This is a genomic window from Pseudarthrobacter sp. RHLT3-21 (assembly GCF_059383495.1).
Genome location: NZ_JBWZCI010000007.1, coordinates 49455 through 65781 on the forward strand (window position 1 = coordinate 49455; position 16327 = coordinate 65781).

Consider the following 16327-nt stretch of genomic DNA (forward strand, 5'->3'; position numbering starts at 1 on the left):
GAGACTCAGGAGAAGACGGCAATGCCGTAGACCGCGAAGACAACGAGATGCGCGGCGCCGTGCATCGCTGTCACCTTCTTGGAGGCAAGAGTTGTCACCGACAGCATCAACGTGACGCCGAGGAGTAACAGGTTGGCCGGGGACTCGCCGAGCACGACGGCCTGACCGGTGAGGGCGCCGATGATGAGGACGGCGGGAATTGTCAGGCCGACTGTGGAGACGAGGGCGCCATGACAGAGATTGCTGACACGCTGAATCTCACCCCGCAGCGCTGCACGCACTGACGTGATCGACTCGGGCAAGAAAACAATCATGGCGATAAGGATGCCGGAAAGCGCTACCGGCGCACCGACGCGCTCGAGCCCGTCATCCAGGAGAGTGGCCATATCGTGCGAGAGCAGCACGATGGGCAGGACCGTCACGATAAGCAGCGCGATCCGCAGCAATACCTCGGTCCGATGCTCGGCGATGACCTGGGTGACGCTAGGGCGGCTCCGCTCGGCGGCGACGCTGCCACGTAAGCCAGGGTCAGTGGCGAAGCGACGATCCACTTCCCGGAAATCATCGGCCTGCCTGCCCATCTGCCGGTAGAGGAAGAAGGCATACAGGGCGAGGGTCAGCACGATGATCGGGATTTTCTGGCCTGGAGTGTAGGAGCCGTCACGCCCAATCAGGGCCGGCAGGGCAAAGGCCAGCGCGGCGAGAACGACGAGCAGGGCGAGATAGGAGGAGGTGCCGGTGCGGTTGTGGCCCAGGTTGCCGTGCTTGATCGCCCCGACGAGAACAGAGAGCCCGATCACGGCATTGAGGATAATCATCGACACGGCCATCACCGAATCCCGTGCGATGGTGGTGTGCTCGCCGGGCCCCAGCATAACGGCGGAAATGAGCACTACCTCGATCAGCACGATCGAGAGTGTGAGGACCAGGGAGCCATAGGGATCACCCAGCCGCTGGGCGAGATGCTCGGCCTCGTGGACCACCCCAAAGGCGCAGACCAGAACGACCCCGACGATGAACACGAGTGCAGTAACCAGAAGCCATGCGGGGACGGGTGGCTCAAGCGGGGGCCCGGCAAAGACCAGGCCGACGACGGCGCCCCAGCCGACCACGAGGCGCACTATGGCGACGGGCGTGAAAATGGATCTCGCAGTAGAGGAAACCACGGGTTGAACCTCATTCCACGGGGCCGTCCCCGTGTTGGCCGAAACGAACGGGCCGTCCCGTCCGCGGTGCTGCCGTCACACAGTACGGCTCATGTTACTGCTCATGACCTCCGCGATGGACGGGACCCTTGCGTGCTGGCAGCCGTACGCTGGAACCGACACAAGGGTGACCGGGAGGATGACATGTCGGAGGCGATATCGGCGGGGCTGCTGGGCGAAGTCATGGCCGAGCTGGCTGTGCTTGAAGACCCGAAGATGCGCGAGGCGAACGAGAAGCGCGGCGACGACCACGGGGTGAACCTGACCAGGCTGCGCGCTGTCGCGAAACGGCTGAAGACACGGCAGGAACTCGCCCGCGAGCTCTGGGCCTCAAACGACACTGCGGCGAGGCTCGTGGCGCTGCTGATCTGCCGGCCCAAGGCCTTCGAGCGCGACGAACTGGACACCATGCTCCGTGAGGCGCGCGCCCCCAAGGTGCACGACTGGCTGGTGAACTACGTGGTGAAGAAGAGCCCGCATGCGGAGGACCTGCGCGTGGCCTGGGCGGCGGACCCGGATCCGGTGGTGGCAAGCGCCGGTTGGGCCCTGACCAGCGAACGCGTGGCGAAGAAGCCCGCGGGGCTCGACCCCCCGGAACTGCTGGACACCATCGAGGCGGAGATAAAGGACGCCCCGGACCGGCTGCAGTGGGCGATGAACCACACGCTGGCCTTCATTGGGATCGAGCACGCGGAGCACCGGGCCCGCGCGCTCGACATCGGCGAGCGGCTCGAGGTCCTCAAGGACTACCCGACGCCGCCGAACTGCACCTCGCCGTTCGCGCCGATCTGGATTAACGAGATGGTGAGCCGCCAGGGCAGGGCGTAGGGCTATTCGCCCGGGCACAAAACGGAAGCGGACGACGCCGGGAATGTCCCGCCGTCGTCCGCTTCAGTTTTAGCCGTGAACCGATCAGATGGTGGCGAGCTGGCGTTCCTGGCCACGGACGCTGACCGTGAAAGTATTGGGGCCGCTGCACTGGACCGCGATGCGGCATTTGGTGGTGTTCGCCCTGACCGAGAGGTCGTGCACGATGCTCTCAAGGGTGTGCTCAACCGCAGACCGGTCCCAGATTTTCAGCGTGATGGAGTCAGTGTTCTCAAACGTCATTGTCAGTACTTTCGCTCATGCAGTTAACGGCTCCGCGTCGTCCTTGAGGGGGCCGCACCCTCGTCGGTGAGGATTGCTGATCTTGGTAGTGCGGGAACGGGGTCCCGATCTCATGGTTCATGGTCGCCGCCGACATTTGCAACAGAAATGGCGAAAGTGTGAGCGATTACACGCTCCCGCCGCCCTTAGTTACTGACGGCAGCGTAAAGGTTCAGGGACGCCGAAAAAACGAGCCACGATACGTTCGGCAGCATCAGCACGCCGGCCACCGGGCTGATGGGTCCGAAGCGCAGAACGGTCAGGACCTCGGTGAGGGTGAGGGCGGCGAGGACGGCCAGGGCCAGCCAGAGCGCCGCGGTCCCCAGCAGGGGAAACAGGCCGAAGAACGTCATGGGCCAGAGCAGGTTTAGGGCCAGCTGGAGCGAATAGAGCCTGAGTGCGCGCCGGCGCGGGAGGCGCCGCTGCCGCCACACCAGCCAGGCCGCCACGGCCATGGCTGCGTACAGGATAAGCCAGACTGACGTGAACATCAGCCCGGGAGGAGTCCAGGGAGCTTTGTCCGCCAGAGCGTACCAGCCGCCGGCAGCCGCGCGGACCGGGAGGGACCCCAGGAACGACACGGCCCAGGAGAGCGCCAGGAAGCCGATCAGGGCAGCGATCTGCCGCGAGGGGGATGGCCCGTCCGGGACTGCCGGATCTGGGGCTTCGGTGTGGACGGTGGCAGGCACTGACCCACTGTGGACAATGGCGGGTATCCGCGTCAAACCGGGATGCGGCGGAGGCCTCTTCTGCGACCCTTCGAGATGGCATTTCGCGGCAATGTTGATCGGCGGCACTGCCGTGAAATGCCATCTCGCGGACCGCATTCAAGCCCTGACACCCTGCCACGCCGGGCGTACCGTACAACCAAATGGTTGTAGATCAGCTCAGAGACGCGGACGTTGACCGCCTGTTCCAGGCGCTCGCGGACGCCACCCGGCGGGACATTGTCCGGCGGGTGACGGCGGGGGAGTATTCCGTTTCCGGCCTCGCAGCCCTCTACGCCATGAGTTTCGCCGCCGTCCAGAAGCATGTGGCGGTGCTGGAGCGGGCTTCCCTGGTAACGAAGGAGAAGCGCGGAAGGGAGCAGATTGTGCGGGGTAACCACGAAGGACTGCAGAAGGCCCGCCGCCTGCTCGACGAGTATGAGGCGATCTGGCGGCAGCGCGCCGGGCGGATCGCAGACATTCTGGCTGAAGGATAGAAAGGTTTTGCAATGCCTGTTATCAGTTCCACCAAGAATCTCGAAGCACTCAGCTTCACCCTCGTGGCCGAGTTCGACGCCGGCGTCGACCGTGTCTGGCAGATCTGGGAAGACCCCCGCCAGCTGGAGCGCTGGTGGGGTCCGCCCACCTGGCCGGCCACATTCGAGGAGTTCGATTTCCAGCCCGGCGGGAAGGCCGGCTACTACATGACCGGCCCCGACGGGGAGAAGGCCGGCGGCTGGTGGCGCTTCACCGCCGTCGAGGCGCCGCGCAGGCTCGAGTTCGACGACGGTTTCGCCGATGACGACGGCGCCCCGAATGAGGCCATGGGAATCACGCATGCCGCCGTTGACCTCGAGGACCTCGGCGGCCGCACCCGGATGACCGTTCGGTCCACCTTCGAGTCGGAAGAGCAGATGGAACAGATGGTCCAGATGGGCATGGAAGAGGGCATGCGGGAAGCGGCGGGCCAGATCGACGCCGTGCTCGCCCAGCACGTCCGCGCCTAACAGCTTCCCCGCCTGACAGGGCTCGGGTGTAACAGCGCCGGTTCGAGAGCAAAAGGGGGAGAGTGCGACGGCGGGACGGCCCGCCGTCGTACTCTCCCCTTTGTTCTTGGGTACTGGTCCTCTAGGCGGGTTCCAGCCCGTTGGCCGCGTAGGCCGCGAGGGCCCCGGGGCTGTGCAGGAAATCGCGCAAAGCTGCGGCCCCCGCCGCTTGGGACGCTTCGCTGCCGAGCGCCGTGGAGAAGTCCGTGTAGTCCTGAACCGCCGCGGGCAGCGGGCCAACGATTTTCACCTCCGGAACGAGGATCAGTTCGCTCAGCTGGTGGATCGCGAGGTCGGCCCGGCCGTCCAGCAGCGCCACGGCCGTGGGCCCGGCATCAATCACGGTGGCCCGGGCCTTGACCTGCTCAGCAATCCCCAGCCGCTCCAAGAGTCCGGCGAAATAGATCCCGCTGGGGCCGCTGCGGGAATAGGCCACGGAGCGGGCGGACGTCACAGCGGCGATGAAGGCGTCCACGGTGCTGATGTCAGGGATCGGGGCGTCCGGTGCAACTGCCACGCCCACCCCGGTCCGGGCGACCGGCCTGGGGGCCGTCAGGATGTTGGCGGCAACCAGGTCCGCCAGTGAACCGGTGATGCCTGCCATGACGTCCGGCCGGGCGCCTGCCTCGATCCGCGTGAGAAGGCGGAATGTTGGCTCGAAGACGGCTTCCGCCGGGGTCCCGCCGGCCCGGGCGAACGCCGGAAGGATGACGTCCTGGACTGCCTGCTTGAGCGCAAAGGCGCAGAAAATGGTCAGTGGCCGGGTGTCTTCGTTTGCAGTAAGCATGTTCGTCAGAGTCCTTAAAGTAGTGCGCGCTCCCACAAGACTTACCCTGTGGGAGAGCGCACTGTGATTTGTTAAGCCCCGGACAACTGGTGCTTCCTGCTGGCTGAGTAAGCCTCGAAGGGCGGCTCCGAATCGCCCCTATGCTTGGAAGATGGCAAGCCTCAGCACCACGGGACAGCAACCGGATACGGACAAGTCCCGGGAACTGGCGGTGGCCATCCTCGACATCTCCTTCGAAGTGCACCGGAAGTCCCACGAGGGGACCGGCATCCTCCCTCTCTCCAGCGGGCTGCTGGACATCATCCGGGTCATCGAACGCCACCCGGGTATTACTGTGGCCGAATTGGCCGCCCGTCTCGGCCGGCAGCTCAGCAACGTGAGCGCGCAACTGCGCGAGCTTGTTGCCCTGGGATTGGTGACGCGCACCCGGGACGTGGCTGACAAAAGGTACGTGGTGCTTCATCCCACGTCCGAGTCGCAGCGCATCAGGACCGTCCTGGAGGGGGCGTGGGCCGAGGCACTGGAATCCGCCGGGTCCCGGCTGCTGCCGGCGGAGCGGGAACAGCTTGCCGCAAGCTTGCCGGCCCTGGAGCGTCTTGCCGGCTTCCTCGCCGAACCGGAGTAACCCATCTCACCTCAATCCGGTCCGTTTCCAGGCCTCAAAGTACTTATACTTGTATAAGTATTAGGACTTTGAAGGGTGAAAATGACCGTGGCAACGCAGACAGCAGAAGCAGCGGCCGACGCAACACAGGTGGGCCGGCCAAAAGGCAAGTGGGGTGCGCTGGTCTTCCTTGCCCTGGCGCAGTTCATGGTGGTGCTTGACGGCACCATCGTGAACCTGGCACTGCCCCGCCTGCAGATCGAAATGGGCATCAGCGACGCCACGCGGTCCTGGGTGGTCACGGCCTACGCCCTGGTGTTCGGCGCGTTCCTGCTGCTCGGCGGACGTGTGGCGGACTTCTGGGGGCGCAAGCGGACGTTCATCGTCGCGGCCGCAGGCTTTGCCATTGCATCGCTGATCGGCGGAATCGCGCAGGAAACCTGGGAACTGCTCGGCGCACGTGTCCTGCAGGGTCTCTTCGCTGCCCTGCTGGCTCCGGCGGCGCTGGCACTGCTGACTGTTTCCTTCCCCGGCGGCAAGGACCGCGGAACGGCCTTCGCCATCTTCGGATCCATCAGCGGCGTTGGTGCGGCGGTGGGCGTCCTGCTGGGCGGTTTCCTCACGGACTACGTGTCCTGGCGCTGGACCTTCTTTGTGAACGTGCCCATCGCCATCATTGCCCTGCTCGGCGTGATGTACATGGCCCGCGAAAGCAAAGCGGCAGGCCCTGCCAAATACGACTGGCCCGGCGTCGCCGTGGTCGCACTGGGACTGGGCTCCCTGGTGTACGGCTTCACCAATGCCGAGCATGGCTGGGCCGCGCCGGAGGCGTGGGGCTTCATCCTCGCCGGTGTGGTGCTTATGGTGCTGTTCGTCGCCGTCGAAAAGAAGGTCAAGCACCCGCTCCTTCCCCTGCGCGTGGCAACGGAGCGCAACCGGGCAGCGGCCTACCTGGCGGCATTCCTCTCCGGCGCGGTTCTCATCGGCGGCATCCTGTTCGTCAACTTCTACATCCAGATTGTGCTGGGCTTCGCACCGTTCATCGCCGGGATCGCCTCCCTGCCCATGACAGTGGTCCTCATCGTCACCGCGACCCTGGTGGCCAAGAACCTGCCGAAGCTCGGCGCGAAAATCCCCACCGCCGTCGGGCCTGTCTTTATGGCGGCGGCCATGCTCTGGCTGACCCAGGTCACCGCCGACGGGACCTACGCGGTCAACATGCTGCCCGCACTTATCCTGATGGGCATCGGCCTGGGCATGGTGTTTGTGCCGATGCAGAACCTCGCCCTGTTCGGTGTGGACAAGGACGACGCCGGCGTGGCCAGTGCGCTGGTCAACGCCTCGCAGCAGATCGGCGGCTCACTCGGGATCGCTCTCTTCAGCACCATCGCCGCCGCAGCAACCGCAGCCGCCGGTGGCAGCCAGATGGCTGCGCTGTCCGCCGGCTACTCGTCGGTCTTCCTGTGGGCCGCCGGCGTCGCCATCCTGATCGCGCCGGTCGCACTGCTGCTCATCACCATCACCAAGGAGACGTTCAGCGGCAGCGACGAGAACCAGCCCATCCACCTGGGCTGAGTCTCCTCAGCGGGGCACGCGCCCCACGCAAAAGACGCCGACGGCGGGACCTCCCGACGTCGGCGTCTCTTGTGTCGTTGTGGCCGCCCTGGAACGGATCAGTGCGTCAGGTCCTTGCCCTTCGTTTCAGGGATGGTGAAGACAAACGCGATGCTGATAGCCAGCAGGACCACCGCGTAGACGTTGAAAAGGTTGCCCTGTCCGATGGAGCCGAGCCAGGCCTGCAGGTACGGCGCGGTACCACCGAAGGCTGCGACACAGATCGAGTACGGGACGCCCACGCCCACCGTGCGGATCTTGGTGGGGAACAGTTCGGCGTAAACGGCCGGGACGATTGCTGCACTGCCGGCGATGAAGAACAGCATGACGGACATGGTGACCGCGAGCTGCCACGGGGAGTCCTTCAGCAGCCAGGTCATGGGGAAGTGGAACAGCGCGGCGCCGGCGGCGCTCATGATCATGACGGGCTTGCGGCCGATACGGTCCGAGAGCTTGCCCCAGAACGGAAGCGCGGCGATGAACAGCACGTTGGCGATCACGCTGGCCCAGAGGGCCTCTCCACGGTCCATCTTGAGGACCGACGAGGCATAGCTGGGAGTCACAACACCCCAGATGTAGTAGGACACAGTCAGGCCGACGGTCAGGCCAATCACCTGGAGGGCCTGCTTGCGGTGCTTGTAGATCTGCGGCCACATCGGCTCGTGCTTTTCCTTGGGCGATTCTGCCTCGAACGCCGCCGTTTCCTTCATGCGGGCCCGCATAAACAGGGCGTAGAGGCCCATGGCGCCGCCGATCAGGAATGGCACCCGCCAGCCCCAGGCGTTCATGTCGGCCGTGCTCAATACGTTGGACAGGATGGCGCCGAGCATGGTTCCGGCCAGGATGCCGACCGTACCTGACGTGTAAATGAGCGTTGCCCAGAAGCCGCGCTTTTCCTTGGGCGCCATTTCCGAGAGGTAGGTCTGCGACGACGGCAGCTCGCCGCCGTGGGCAAGGCCCTGGATCAGCCGGGCCACCAGGAGCAGGACCGAGGCAAAGGCCCCCACAGCTTCGAAGGTGGGGGCGACGCCGATGATCAGGCTGCCCACGGCGGCGAGGCCCACCGCGAACGTCATGGATGTCTTGCGGCCGATCCGGTCACCGATCCAGCCGAACACGAAGCCGCCAAACGGACGGGCGACAAAGCCGACGGCGAAGATCGCCAGGGTGGCCAGGAAGGCCGACGTCGGATCCGCCTTGCTGAACAGTGCGTTGGCAATGAAGGGCGCGAATGTGGCATAGATGGCCCAGTCGTACCATTCAACGGCGTTGCCGATGCCGGTGCCGATGAGGGTGCGCAGGTGGGACTTGTGAACCTGGACGTCGGCTGGGACGCCTGCAGTTGTGGTCATGACATGCTCCAAGGGGTGGCGGGAAGGTCAGTTGGCGACGGCAAGTGCCGCGACGCGGGAGACTGCGAGCTCTGCGTAGAGCGCTGCGCCGTCGGAGAGAACGCCGTCGTCGAAGGCGGCGTAGGGGGAGTGGTTGAATGCGGTTGTCGTGTGGTCGGCGCCGGGGGCGACGGCGCTGAGCCCGATGAACGTGCCGGGTACTTCCGCCAGCACCCTCGAAAAATCCTCGGATCCACTGAGCGGGGTGGCCCAGCGGGTGAGGCGCGAGTGTCCAAAGAGGTTTTCAATGGTCTTTTCCGCGGTGCGTGTTTCGTCGTCGTCGTTGACGGTGAGGGGGTACTCGTGACGGTAGTCGACGTCCACCTCAAGGCCGTGGGCAGCGGCGATGCCCTTCAGTAGCGTGGGAGCGGCGGACATCATCCGCTCCCGGGAGGCATCCGAGAAGGTTCGGATGGTGGCTTCGATGCGCGCCGATTCCGGAATGATGTTGCGCTTCGTGCCTGCCTGGAGGACGCCCACCGTCAGGACCACGGGATCGAACATGTTGAACTGGCGGGTGATCATGACCTGCAGGGCTGTCACCATTTCTGCGGCCGCCGTGACGGGGTCCTTGGCCGCGTGCGGGGCCGAGCCGTGGCCGCCGGCGCCCAGAACCGTGACGGTGAGGGCGTCCGAGGCGCTCAGCATCACGCCCGGTTTGGTGCAGAACCGGCCATGCGGCTCCAAAGCGGAAAACACGTGCATCCCATAGGCGGCATCAACCCGGCGCCCGGCCGCGTCCAGCACGCCTTCGCGGATCATGTGGCCCGCCCCGTCAAAGCCTTCCTCGCCCGGCTGGAACATTAGCACGACGTCGCCGGCCAGCTGGTCCCGGCGCTCGGCCAGAAGCGTGGCTGCTCCGGCGAGCATGGCGGTGTGGAGGTCGTGGCCGCACGCGTGCATGGCGCCGTCGATCCTGGACGCGAACTGGACGCCGGTGCGTTCCTGGACGGGGAGGCCGTCCATGTCGGCACGCAGGAGGACTGCTGGTTTCGTTGCCGATGCGTGCGGCGCGGTGCCGCGTAAGACGGCCGTGACCGACGTCGTGCTCTGGCCCAGGGTGATTTCGAACGGCAGGCCGTCGAGCGCCTTGAGGACTTTTTCCTGGGTCCGGGGAAGGTCCAGGCCGATCTCCGGTTCCTGATGCAGCTCGTGACGCAGCCGGCCAAGGTCGGCCTGCAGATCCTTCGCATCGGTGATGATCGACATCTACTCTCCTAATTTCTGAACGTTTGGTCAGTGACCTGCTCCCATTGTGTGGTGATGTGGTTCACAGGCTGGGAAATAGCTGAAAAAAATCAAAAGTATGATGGATATGGCAGGATTTATTCACCAAGGATAGAAGCGTGCGAAGTGGTACTCAGCGAGGAAGACCTGGCCCTGATCAACGTGCTGCAGGTCGCGCCGCGGATCAGCTGGTCGGATGCAGCCGATGTGCTGGGAGTGCACGCCACAACGCTGGCTGCGCGCTGGGACAGGCTGAGATTGTCGGGGGCGGCCTGGACGACGGCCCACGTGATCGGCGATCCCAAAAAGATGTGCCTGGCACTGGTGAGCGTGGATTGCGAAATGCAGTTACGGGCCGAGGTGACCGCGGCGCTCGCCGCCATCCCTGAGGTGGTCACCGTGGAGGAGGCGGCAAGCAACAGGGACCTTATGCTGACGGTCATAGCGCCCACCTTGGCCCGGTTCACGGATCATGTCCTTCCGCGGTTCAAGGAGATCCGCGGGTTGGTGAAGTACCGGACCTCGCTGGGTACTCGTCTGCACTCCGCTGGCCATGCGTGGCGGCTCAATACCTTGGACAAGGCGAAGCAGAATGCGCTTTCGGCCGTTGCCAGTCCTGAAGTCACCGGTTCGGCAGCCTCGAGACCTGGGGCCCCGCTGCCGCCCAGCCACCTGGATCTGATCCCGTTCCTGGCGCGGGACGCGCGAGCGAGCGCAGCGGACATCGCGCGCAGCCTGGGCCGGAGCCCGGCGACGGTCCAGCGGCAGCTCAACAGGGTGATATCCAGCGGGCTGCTGTCCTTCCGTTGTGAAATTGCCCAGAACCTCTCCGGCTACCCGGTGAGCTGCCAGTGGTTCGCCAACGTGCCGCCGGGCCAGCACGAGGCCGCGGCCGCTGAACTCCGCAGCCTCCGCACTGTCCGGTTCAGCGCGTCCACCACCGGAGGCACAAATTTTGTGATCCTCATGTGGCTGAATTCGCTGGCCGATGTGATGAACGCCGAATTGGCCCTCCAGCAACGCATCCCGCAGATCGAGCTCGTGGAGAGCGTCGTGATCCTGAGCAGCGCCAAGCGGATGGGCTGGATGCTGAACCCGGATTCGACGGCGAGCGGCGCCGTCGTGGTCTCAACCGCGGAGCTGCCGTCCGTAGGGTTCCCCTGAGCTTCCAAGCGGCTGCCATTGGCACCGTTGAAATCAGATGCGGACGCTTGAATACTGGAAAAAAGACTCGATTCAGGCGCGGAGGCGGTGGCATTCCATGAGCGGTGGGGCGGGGTATTTCAAGCGCCGGCTGGAACGTGCCGTGGGGCTGCGTTCCTACCGCGGAGCGGGGATCAACGCTGAAGAAGAAGCGGAACTCGAGGCCGCCGAAGCGCAGGAACGGGACACGCGCAAGAAGGTGGACGATGCCCGGCGGGCGGAGTATCTGATCCGGGATGCCATGGCACAGGGCAAATTCGACAACCTCAAATACGCAGGCAAGCCCATCCCCGGGCTCGGGGAGGCCTACGATCCCGACTGGTGGGTCAAGGGCCTGATCCAGCGTGAGAACATCAGCGGTCTGGGGCCCAAAGCCATCCTGCTCCGCACCGAAGACGCCGAACTGGACGGCCGCCTTGATGCCCAGTTCACCGAAAAACAGGTCCGGGACATCCTCGCTGACTTCAACGCCCGGGTGATCGACGCCCGACGCCAGCTCCAGGGCGGCCCGCCCGTCACCACCAAAACGCGGGACGCCGAAACGGAAGTAGTGCGCTGGCACGAACGCCGTGGCGCGCTCGCACAGGCAGCCCCGCCCGAACCGGAACCACAGCGCACGTGGTGGCAGCGGCTCTGGCGCGGCGTCACTTAGGAGAACGCACGACGGCGGCGCCTCCCGCCGTCGTCGGCTCTCAGGGTCTGCCACCCGGGAGACCGTTCGCAGGCGGAAAGCCCGGAATCTCGGGAAGCGGCGGTAGGACCGGCGCGGGCGGGACCGGCGCGGGTGCGGGAGCAGGAGGTGGCTCTGGCGCGGGAGCCGGTGCAGGGGCGGGAACGGGAACCGGCGCTGGGGCAGGATCCGGTGCGGGAACCGGCCGCGGCGCCGCCGGCGCGGGAGACGGTGTAGGCGGCGCCACCATGGATGCCGGCGGCGGCGGGAACGGGTTTGCCGGGTAGAGCGGGGCCGCCTGGAGCATGTAGTTGACCCACTGCGGCCCCGCGATCATGTAGCCGTCAAGGCGCGGGTAGAACTGGCCGTTGACGGTCACGTTCTGGCCGGGACGGTTCTGGCCCTCCAGAGCGTCGCCGAAAAATGATGCTGTGACCAGTCCCGAGGTGTAGCCCACCACCCAGGTGGAGCCGTTGTTGTTGGAGGTCCCGGTCTTGGCGGCAACGGGCATCTGCGTGTGGATCTTGGGGTTGATCCACACCCCGGAGCCGACCTTCAGCACGTCCTGGAGCACTGCGTTGACACCCCGGGCAACCTCCGGTTTGACGGCGTTGCGGCAATCGCTGGCCTGGACCGGAAACTTCCCGCCCGTCACGTCTGTCACCTCAAGCACGGCAATGGGGGAGCAGTACCGGCCGTCGTTGGCGAAGGTGGCGAAGGCATTGGCCAGATGGACCGGGGCGACGCCGATGGCGCCGAGGAGATTGCCCAGCTGATGCATGCTGATCTGGGCGCCATCCAGTCCGCTGTGCAGCCCCACGGCGTCCACCATCTTCTGGATGCCGCAGAAGTCGAGCTGGGCAGCCTCGGCGAACGTGGCCGTGTTGATGGAGTTGTACAGCCCGTAGTTCACGGGCATGGGACGGTAATAGCCCTCGTCAGCATTCTGCAGGTCATCGGCGGCGCCCAGCTCGGGGTTGTTCTGCGCCGTGCTGTAGGCGCCCAACACCTTTCCGCAGCTGGAGCGCCACGGGAAGCCCAGCGGATACACCCGGCGTGAGGCGTCCACCACGCCGGTCAGCGATTTGCCCTCGTTCAGCCACTCGGCAAACGTGAAGGGCTTCATGGTGGAGCCGGGCTGGAAACCGCCCGCCCCGTTGAGGTCATTGCCTTGCGGATCATGGGAATCCACATTGAAGTTCAGCTGGGTATCGAACTTACCTTCGGCCGGCAGGAATACCGTGTTCTGCGCCATTGCCAGGATCTTCCCCGTGCCCGGCTGGATCGAGACCAGGGACGCGCCCCAGCGGTCTGGATTCGCTCCGGCGGTGCTGTCAACCTGTGCCTGGGCCGCCGCCTGGAGCCGGCTGTCCAGCGTGGTGACGATGGTGAGCCCGCCGCGGTACAGCTTGCGCTCGCGCTCGATCAGGGTGGTGCCGTAGGCCGGGTTGTTCAGGATCAGATGCGAAACGTAGTCGCAGAAGTAGGGTGCCATCTGGGCGTTGGCGCAGCCCTGCTTCCCCGGACTGAGCTTGAGCTCGATGGGCGTGGCCGCGGCGGCGTCGTGGTCCGCCTGGGTGATCTTGCCCGTGGCAAGCATCTCGGAAAGAACCTGGTTCCGGCGGCTCGTGGCCTGCTCCGGATTGACCGCGGGGTTGTAGTAGCTGGGGCTGTTGACCAGACCGGCCAGCAGGGCGGCCTGCGGCAGCGTGAGGTCTCCAGCCCCGGTGCTGAAGAAATACCGCGCCGCCGCCTCGACTCCGTAGGCCTCGCGGTTAAAGAACACGATGTTCAGGTAGCCCTCGAGGATCTGGTCCTTGCTGAACTTCTTCTCCAGCGCAATGGCCAGCTTCATCTCGCGGAGCTTGTCCCCAAGGCTCTTCTGGCCGCTGAGGATGACCTCGCCGGTTTTGTCCTCGGACACGAAGGACTCGTTGATCACGTTGGTGACGTACTGCTGGGTAATCGTGGAGGCGCCCTGCCTGCCCTCACTCGTCAGGTTGAAGATTGCAGCCCGGAGAATCCCTTGCGGGTCAATGCCCGGGTGCTCATAAAAGCGGCTGTCCTCGATGGCCACGATGGCATCCCGGATATAGGGGGATATCCGGTCCAGGGGGATCTTGATCCGGTTCTCAGTATAAAACGTGGCGAGCGGCTGGCCGTCGGAGGTGAGGACTTTGGTGGACTGCGACGGCGGCGAAACGATCAGTTCCGAGGGCAGATTTTCAAAGTAGCTGATGGATGTGCTGACTCCGTAGCCGACAGTCGCAACAGCAGGGACAACCAGGCTTGCGGCCAGGACGCCGCACGTTGCGCTCGCCGCAAAGAATCCGATGACCCTTCCCAGGGCCCTGGCCAGACGATGCTGGCGTTTCTTCTTCTTCGCCATTGTTCAGCCCTCAAGCTAGCGACGTGTGAACAGGATACGCCGCCTGACGCGCTGCATCCAGATGCTGGATCAATTGATGCCAAGCCGCAATTTTCCGTCACTGGTTTTGCGCCGGGTCTTGTTACGCGATACATACCGATATATCGTTAAGTGTCGGTGAGTAGTTGACTGATAACCATTCAACAAAGACAGAGCATTCAAGAAGACAGAGAAGGGACGATGCCACCATGAAAGGCATTCACGACGATAAGTTTTTGGAACCGCCGTTCGGGCGGGGACGGTTTGAGCGCGGCAGGGGCCGCCGTGGCCCGCACGGGCACCGCGGGGGAGGCTTCGGCCCGGGCTTTGGGCCACGGGGCGGATTCGGTCCCGGTTTTGGACCGGGCGGAGGGTTTGGTCCCGGTTTTGGGCCCGGTCCCCGGCGGGCAAGCAGGGGTGACGTCCGGTGGGCCATCCTGTCGCTGCTGGCCGAGGCGCCGTCCAACGGTTATGGCCTGATCAAGACCATCGCGGAGAAAACGTCGGGCGCATGGCGGCCCAGTCCGGGGTCGATTTACCCGACGCTGCAGCAGTTGGTGGACGAGGACCTCATTGCGCCCCTCAGCGAGGGCCGGCGGACCGACTTCACCCTCACCGATGCGGGCAAGGCCTACGTGGCCGAGCATGCGGAGGAGCTGGGGAACGCGTGGAACAGCGATGCGGAAGGATCCGGGCCGGCGTTCCACCAGAGTGTGGGCAAGCTGATGGGGGTCATTCACCAGTTCCGGACGGCCGCCACGGAGGAACAGCGCAACGCCGCGGTGGAAAAGCTCGACGAAACCCGCCGCGCGCTCTACCAGATCCTGGCCGACTGAGCCCGCTCAGGTCATGCTGAACGGGCTCAACCAGATGTTTCGGCAGGCCTTTAGTAGACGCTCAGGGCGGGCTCGTCCATGATGCTTTTGTCGAGGCCCTTGCGGGTTGGCAAAGAATAGGGTCTTCGTGATCTCTTTCGAACCTTGTGGCCTTAGGCGAAGGTGTCTTCCTTGGCGGGAGCGGCAGCAGTCACAGTGAGCCCGCGGCCCAGCGGGTTGAAGTGGCTCCCCAGGCCACCGAAGGCGTAGGCGGTCTCGGCATGCTCGGACAGATCCACGCCTACCATCTCGGCTTCATGGCTCACCCGGAACCCGATGGTCCTGTTGATGGCCCGGCCGATCACCAGGGTCACACCACCGGAGAGGGCCACGGTGACCACTACCGCTACGGCCTGAGCCGTCAGTTGCTGGAGACCGCCGCCGTAGAAGAGGCCGCCGCCCTGGCCGTCCACGGGGAGAGCGACAAAGCCCAGGGCGAGTGTGCCGATGAGCCCGGCGCCGAGGTGGACTCCCACCACGTCCAGGGAGTCGTCAAGCCCGAACCGGTACTTCAGGTCAACAAACACGCAGCAGGCCGCCCCGGCAACCAGGCCCAGGCCGATGGCGGCCACTGGGCTGATGTTGGCGCAGGACGGTGTGATAGCCACCAGGCCGGCGACAACACCGGAGGCTGCGCCCAGGGACGTGGGGTGGCCGTGGCGGATCTTCTCCGTCAGCAGCCAGCTGAGCATGGCCGCGGCGGGGGTGACCAGGGTGTTGATCCAGATCAGGCCGGCCTGCTCCGCGGTGGTGGCGGCGCCGCCGTTGAACCCGAACCAGCCGAACCACAGGATGGCTGCACCCAGCATGATGAAGGGGACATTGTGCGGGCGGTGGCTGGGATCCTTGGCGAAGCCGTGGCGCTGGCCAACCACCAGGGCCAGGACCAGTGCCGCCGTGCCCGAGCTGATTTCCACCACGGCACCGCCGGCGAAGTCGATGACCTGGCCGAAGACCTCAGTGATGGCTCCGCCGGCGCTCATGAGCCCGCCGCCCCAGATCATGTAGGCAAGGGGGCAATAGACCAAAGTGACCCACAGCGGCACAAACACTGCCCAGGCGCTGAACTTGGCGCGGTCCGCGATGGCACCGCTGATGAGGGCCACGGTGACAATGGCGAACGTGGCGCTGAAGCCTGCCTTTATGAGGTCAGGGGAGCCCATGAGGTTCTGCAGCCCGAAGTTGGCGAAGGGGTTGCCAAAAATGCCCAGGATTCCCTCGCCGGTGGTCATGGAGTATCCCCACAGAACCCACACAACTCCTACGATGCCGGCGGAGATGAAGCTCATCATGATCATGTTCAGCGCTGCCTTGGCGCGCGTCATGCCGCCATAGAAGAGACCGAGTCCGGGTGTCATGAACAGCACCATTGCCGCCGCGATCATCATCCAGACGTGTTGCGCACTGATCTCCACCGGTGGGTCCCTTCCATTGATCCTGAA

General features: G+C 65.0%; 16 protein-coding genes. 8 read left to right on the forward strand and 8 right to left on the reverse strand.

Translation table 11 applies throughout. The features are described 5' to 3' along the window. Positions 1-5: 5 nt before the first annotated feature. Entirely contained in the window at positions 6-1166 is a 1161-nt protein-coding gene (locus AC50YA_RS09760) for a calcium:cation antiporter (protein ID WP_494982087.1), read from the reverse strand. 183 nt (positions 1167-1349) lie between these two features. Between AC50YA_RS09760 and AC50YA_RS09765 the strand changes: the two genes are divergently transcribed. Then, positions 1350-2033: a DNA alkylation repair protein gene (locus tag AC50YA_RS09765; protein WP_494982244.1), complete on the forward strand. Its 684-nt coding sequence runs from the start codon at positions 1350-1352 to the stop codon at positions 2031-2033. 84 nt (positions 2034-2117) lie between these two features. Here AC50YA_RS09765 and AC50YA_RS09770 read toward each other — a convergent pair whose 3' ends face one another. Both AC50YA_RS09770 and AC50YA_RS09775 read right to left on the reverse strand, forming a co-directional pair. Beyond that, positions 2118-2315 carry a hypothetical protein gene (locus tag AC50YA_RS09770; protein ID WP_494982088.1) on the reverse strand — a complete coding sequence of 66 codons (198 nt, stop codon included), beginning with the start codon at positions 2313-2315 and terminating at the stop codon, positions 2118-2120. Between the two features lie 185 nt (positions 2316-2500). Next, positions 2501-3043 (reverse strand): TspO/MBR family protein, encoded by a 543-nt coding sequence (locus AC50YA_RS09775; RefSeq protein WP_494982089.1) that lies wholly within the window; start codon positions 3041-3043, stop codon positions 2501-2503. Positions 3044-3225: 182 nt separating this feature from the next. Here AC50YA_RS09775 and AC50YA_RS09780 point away from each other — a divergent pair, with 182 nt between their 5' ends. Then, positions 3226-3558: an ArsR/SmtB family transcription factor gene (locus AC50YA_RS09780; RefSeq protein WP_494982090.1), complete on the forward strand. Its 333-nt coding sequence runs from the start codon at positions 3226-3228 to the stop codon at positions 3556-3558. Between the two features lie 12 nt (positions 3559-3570). Then, entirely contained in the window at positions 3571-4068 is a 498-nt protein-coding gene (locus tag AC50YA_RS09785; protein WP_494982091.1) for an SRPBCC family protein, read from the forward strand. A gap of 121 nt (positions 4069-4189) precedes the next feature. Here AC50YA_RS09785 and AC50YA_RS09790 read toward each other — a convergent pair whose 3' ends face one another. Continuing rightward, the gene (locus AC50YA_RS09790) at positions 4190-4894 is read right to left on the reverse strand and encodes a molybdate ABC transporter substrate-binding protein (RefSeq protein WP_494982092.1); all 705 of its coding nucleotides are present in this window, start codon (positions 4892-4894) and stop codon (positions 4190-4192) included. A 151-nt stretch (positions 4895-5045) separates the two neighbouring features. On the opposite strand from AC50YA_RS09790, the gene AC50YA_RS09795 reads away from it, so the two are divergent. Beyond that, a complete protein-coding gene (locus AC50YA_RS09795; protein WP_494982093.1) occupies positions 5046-5519 on the forward strand; it encodes a MarR family winged helix-turn-helix transcriptional regulator in 474 nt (157 codons plus the stop codon). Between the two features lie 81 nt (positions 5520-5600). Further along, positions 5601-7073: an MFS transporter gene (locus tag AC50YA_RS09800; protein WP_494982094.1), complete on the forward strand. Its 1473-nt coding sequence runs from the start codon at positions 5601-5603 to the stop codon at positions 7071-7073. A 98-nt stretch (positions 7074-7171) separates the two neighbouring features. Here AC50YA_RS09800 and AC50YA_RS09805 read toward each other — a convergent pair whose 3' ends face one another. Next, entirely contained in the window at positions 7172-8464 is a 1293-nt protein-coding gene (locus AC50YA_RS09805; protein ID WP_494982095.1) for an MFS transporter, read from the reverse strand. 27 nt (positions 8465-8491) lie between these two features. Further along, positions 8492-9712, reverse strand: a complete 1221-nt coding sequence (locus AC50YA_RS09810) for a M20 metallopeptidase family protein (RefSeq protein ID WP_494982096.1) — start codon at positions 9710-9712, stop codon at positions 8492-8494. Positions 9713-9856: 144 nt separating this feature from the next. Here AC50YA_RS09810 and AC50YA_RS09815 point away from each other — a divergent pair, with 144 nt between their 5' ends. Further along, positions 9857-10894: an Lrp/AsnC family transcriptional regulator gene (locus tag AC50YA_RS09815; protein WP_494982097.1), complete on the forward strand. Its 1038-nt coding sequence runs from the start codon at positions 9857-9859 to the stop codon at positions 10892-10894. 97 nt (positions 10895-10991) lie between these two features. After that, positions 10992-11585: a DnaJ family domain-containing protein gene (locus tag AC50YA_RS09820; protein ID WP_494982098.1), complete on the forward strand. Its 594-nt coding sequence runs from the start codon at positions 10992-10994 to the stop codon at positions 11583-11585. A gap of 40 nt (positions 11586-11625) precedes the next feature. On the opposite strand, the gene AC50YA_RS09825 is transcribed toward AC50YA_RS09820, so the two are convergent. Next, entirely contained in the window at positions 11626-13992 is a 2367-nt protein-coding gene (locus AC50YA_RS09825; RefSeq protein WP_494982099.1) for a transglycosylase domain-containing protein, read from the reverse strand. A 227-nt stretch (positions 13993-14219) separates the two neighbouring features. Here AC50YA_RS09825 and AC50YA_RS09830 point away from each other — a divergent pair, with 227 nt between their 5' ends. Continuing rightward, positions 14220-14846: a PadR family transcriptional regulator gene (locus AC50YA_RS09830; RefSeq protein WP_494982100.1), complete on the forward strand. Its 627-nt coding sequence runs from the start codon at positions 14220-14222 to the stop codon at positions 14844-14846. Positions 14847-14998: 152 nt separating this feature from the next. Here AC50YA_RS09830 and AC50YA_RS09835 read toward each other — a convergent pair whose 3' ends face one another. After that, positions 14999-16300 (reverse strand): ammonium transporter, encoded by a 1302-nt coding sequence (locus AC50YA_RS09835; RefSeq protein WP_494982101.1) that lies wholly within the window; start codon positions 16298-16300, stop codon positions 14999-15001. Positions 16301-16327 lie beyond the last annotated feature (27 nt).

What these genes read in the sequence shown, in the direction of transcription:
- AC50YA_RS09785 (WP_494982091.1), top strand. Translation starts at nt 3,571, where the DNA reads ATGCCTGTTATCAGTTCCACCAAGAATCTCGAAGCACTCAGCTTCACC.
- AC50YA_RS09790 (WP_494982092.1), bottom strand. Translation starts at nt 4,894, where the DNA reads ATGCTTACTGCAAACGAAGACACCCGGCCACTGACCATTTTCTGCGCC.
- AC50YA_RS09765 (WP_494982244.1), top strand. Translation starts at nt 1,350, where the DNA reads ATGTCGGAGGCGATATCGGCGGGGCTGCTGGGCGAAGTCATGGCCGAG.
- AC50YA_RS09795 (WP_494982093.1), top strand. Translation starts at nt 5,046, where the DNA reads ATGGCAAGCCTCAGCACCACGGGACAGCAACCGGATACGGACAAGTCC.
- AC50YA_RS09810 (WP_494982096.1), bottom strand. Translation starts at nt 9,712, where the DNA reads ATGTCGATCATCACCGATGCGAAGGATCTGCAGGCCGACCTTGGCCGG.
- AC50YA_RS09825 (WP_494982099.1), bottom strand. Translation starts at nt 13,992, where the DNA reads ATGGCGAAGAAGAAGAAACGCCAGCATCGTCTGGCCAGGGCCCTGGGA.
- AC50YA_RS09805 (WP_494982095.1), bottom strand. Translation starts at nt 8,464, where the DNA reads ATGACCACAACTGCAGGCGTCCCAGCCGACGTCCAGGTTCACAAGTCC.
- AC50YA_RS09820 (WP_494982098.1), top strand. Translation starts at nt 10,992, where the DNA reads ATGAGCGGTGGGGCGGGGTATTTCAAGCGCCGGCTGGAACGTGCCGTG.
- AC50YA_RS09780 (WP_494982090.1), top strand. Translation starts at nt 3,226, where the DNA reads ATGGTTGTAGATCAGCTCAGAGACGCGGACGTTGACCGCCTGTTCCAG.
- AC50YA_RS09830 (WP_494982100.1), top strand. Translation starts at nt 14,220, where the DNA reads ATGAAAGGCATTCACGACGATAAGTTTTTGGAACCGCCGTTCGGGCGG.
- AC50YA_RS09800 (WP_494982094.1), top strand. Translation starts at nt 5,601, where the DNA reads ATGACCGTGGCAACGCAGACAGCAGAAGCAGCGGCCGACGCAACACAG.
- AC50YA_RS09770 (WP_494982088.1), bottom strand. Translation starts at nt 2,315, where the DNA reads ATGACGTTTGAGAACACTGACTCCATCACGCTGAAAATCTGGGACCGG.